The sequence below is a fragment of the Endozoicomonas sp. ONNA1 genome (assembly GCF_024606325.1).
GTDB lineage: Bacteria > Pseudomonadota > Gammaproteobacteria > Pseudomonadales > Endozoicomonadaceae > Endozoicomonas_A.
In genome coordinates, this window is sequence record NZ_JAHHPN010000887.1 from 1 (window position 1) to 3,345 (window position 3,345).

Here is a 3,345-nt window from a genome sequence, read left to right on the forward strand (position 1 = left end):
TGATCGAAACCGAGGTAGATCTCAACGCCCGGACTAAAGATGGCGTCACCTCGCTGTATATGGCAGCCCAACTGGGCCATACCGACATTGTGAAAGCCCTGATCGAAGCCGGGGCTGATCCCAACGCCGCCTTGTCGAATGGCGCCACCCCGCTGTTTGTCGCTGCTGCGGAAGGCAATACCGACTGCGTGAAAGCCCTGACCAACGCTGGGGCGGATCTCAACAGCCGGACTGAGAATGGCGCCACCCCGCTGTTCATCGCTGCCCAGGAAAATAACACCGGCTGCGTGAAAATCCTGATCAACGCCGGGGCTGATCTTAACGCCGCCCTGTCGGATGGCGCCACCTCGATGTACATCGCAGCCGAGATGGGCAATACCGACTGCGTGAAAATCCTGATCAAAGCCAAGGCGGATCTCAACGCCCGGACTACGGGTGGCATCACCTCGCTGTTTGTCGCAGCGCGGTGGGACCATGTCAACATCGTGAAAGCCCTGATCGACGCCGGGGCGGATTTCAACGCCGCCACGCCTGATGACACTACCCCGCTGTACTTCGCAGCCATGATGGGCAATGCCAACTCCTTGCAACTCCTGATCGACGCCGGGGCGGATGTCAATGCTCGGGTTAAGGATGGCACCACCCCGCTGTTCATGGCTGTTCTGAGGGGCTATACCGAATGCGTGAAAGTACTGATCATAGCCAAGGCAGATGTTAACGCCATCTCGACTCCTACAGGCGCCACCCCTTTGCTCAGCGCAGTCTTTATGGGCGATGCCACCTGCGTACAACTCCTGATCAACGCCGGGGCGAATGTCAACGCCGTCTTGTCAAATGGCGACACCCCGATATCCATCGCAACCGAGCTGGGCTATACCGACTGCGTGAACCTCCTGATCAATGCCGGGGCACTGTCGGGAGTAGAGGCGGTAGATGAATCAGAAGAAATGCGTCATCTTCTCCTGTAGACACGGCTTTCTGGTGTTCCCATCTTCTGAGTTTTTGAATGCTTCTCCGGGGCAGTTGAAAGAACGGTTAACTGCGCAACTTGCGTTATTTCCTTGATCTATCCTTCCTCTCTCTACGCCAGAATGCAGGGATAGAATGATTAAACTCCCACTCTTTGCAGCACCACTGTTGCTAATGATATTGTCCGTCGTCTGTCAGGCTCAACCGTTGACAAGACGTTTTGTTGTCGAGTTTGAACAGAAAGCAGATGCTCCAAACCAGAACGTTTTTATAAAACCTTACCAGCACACACTGTCGTACACCTTGTCAGACATTGCCCACATACACGGTTATGCAGGATCGGATTTACCGCCTGATGAGAAACAAGGCAAACCAGACGGTTTCGAACTAAAACCGGCCATCATTGAATCCATTGCATGGCCATGGCTTTATGCCACTCATCTTCTGGTGGGTCACGAACTGATCCTGACCACCAAAAGTGCACCAGCCAGCTCCAACTCTTATTCATGGTTGCCTCTGGAAGTGGTTGTCGCTGTCGGTTGGCTTTTAAAAAGCTATTGGAATATCGACTCATCGTCGTCTAACCTGATAGCACAGAAAGAGCTGTGTCAGGATCACCCGCTGACGGCCGTCATTACAGTGCCCGGCTCTGGAAATGCCCGGCAGCAATCCCCACCATCAGAGTCATCGGGGCAGCATGCTCAGGAAACCACTGCCCGCCCGGCAGGCTCTTTCAATAGCTTCCTTTATCCTGACTCTACTGATGGTAACGGAGACCCTCAACAATCTCTGCATTCTTTGGATTTAAATTGTTTCGTCTCTCCCTGTCACGGCGTTTGTCAATTCCGACCATTATCCGATAGCAGTGAGCCCGCTGAATGCCCGATGAACACCACAGAAATTTCGACAGGCCACACAGGAGCATCACTTGAACAAAGCTCATGCCCACATTTATATAATGGACACTGCTCAGAGTGCGCAGGTCATATGACTAACACGGATGTTCTATCCATGGATGGCATTGCTCGACCCGCTGTCCCCATGGACACTGACGCACCGCTGGAAACTGATCCCTGCCCTATTTGTCTGGTTCACTTCCATGATCATGATGCAGTACCTGTGATCGTCAAAACCCAATGCTGTGGCAAGCAATTCGACCTGGATTGTATTTCGAAGTGTTTTGTTGATCAGCCCATTGGCTCTCGCCGTTGTGCAATGTGTCGGCAGGACCCGATGCCTATGCTGAATGAGTACACCGGTGAGTCTCACCCGGATACATTTTTCCCCGATCAGGCGTTTTATCTTGCCTGTTTTGAGGGGGATTTGGATCAGGTGGAGTTGTCGCTGGCAGAGGGAGTCAATGTCAATGTCGTTTTGGATAATGATTCCACTGCCTTGATGATGGCATCTATTCAGGGGCACAAGGACATCGTCGAACGCCTGATCAACGCCGGGGCGGAGCCTAACGCCGCCTTCTCGGATGGCGATACCGCACTCTCCATCGCGACTGAGATGGGCAATACCGACATCGTGAAACTCCTGATCGACGCCGAGGCAGATCTCAATGCCCGTAGTGAAGATGGCTACACACCGCTGTTCATCGCTGCACAAGAAAATCACACCGACTGCGTGAAAGTCCTGATCGAGGCCGGAGCCGATCTCAACACTCGGACTCAGGATGGCGCCACCCCACTTTTCATAGCAGTCCAGGTGGGCAATAGCGACTGCGTAAAAGTCCTGATCAACGCCGGGGCTGATGTCAACGCCCCCTTGTTGAATGGCCTCCCCCCACTGTACGTCGCAGCCCGGAAGGGCAATACCGACTGCGTAAAGGTCCTGATCAAGGCCGGGGCTGATATAAACGCTGCCATGCCGGATGGTGCCACCGCGCTGCTCATAGCTGCCCAAGAAAATAACACCGACTGCGTGAAAATCCTGATCGACGCCGGGGCTGATCTCAACGCCGCCTTGTCGGATGGCAGCACCCCACTGTTAACCGCAGTCGAGTGGGGCAATACCGACTGTGTGAAAGCCCTGATCGAAGCCAAGGCGAATCTCAACGCCCGGACTGAGTACGGCTACACACCGCTGTTCGTCGCTGCACAAGAAAATTACACCGACTGCGTGAAAGTCCTGATCGAGGCCATGGCGGATCTCAACCCTCGGACTAAGGGTGGTGGCACCCCGCTGTTCATAGCAGCCCAGAAGGGTAATACCGACTGCGTAAAAGTCCTGATCAACGCCGGGGCTGATCTCAACACTGCCATGTCGGATGGTGCCACCCCGCTGCTCATCGCTGCCCTGAAGGGCCGTACCGACTGCGTAAAACTCCTGATCAATGCCGGGGCTGATCTCAACGCCTCCCGAACTTCGGAT

At 54.3% G+C, this 3,345-nt stretch carries 2 protein-coding genes; both read left to right on the forward strand.

Going from position 1 to position 3,345, the window contains the following annotated elements:
* Window positions 1-968, forward strand: a 968-nt coding sequence (locus KDK19_RS20965; RefSeq protein ID WP_257292870.1) for an ankyrin repeat domain-containing protein, incomplete at its 5' end; no start/stop codon positions are given.
* 136 nt (window positions 969-1,104) lie between these two features.
* The coding region (locus KDK19_RS20970) for an ankyrin repeat domain-containing protein (protein WP_257292871.1) at window positions 1,105-3,345 on the forward strand (2,241 nt) is incomplete at its 3' end.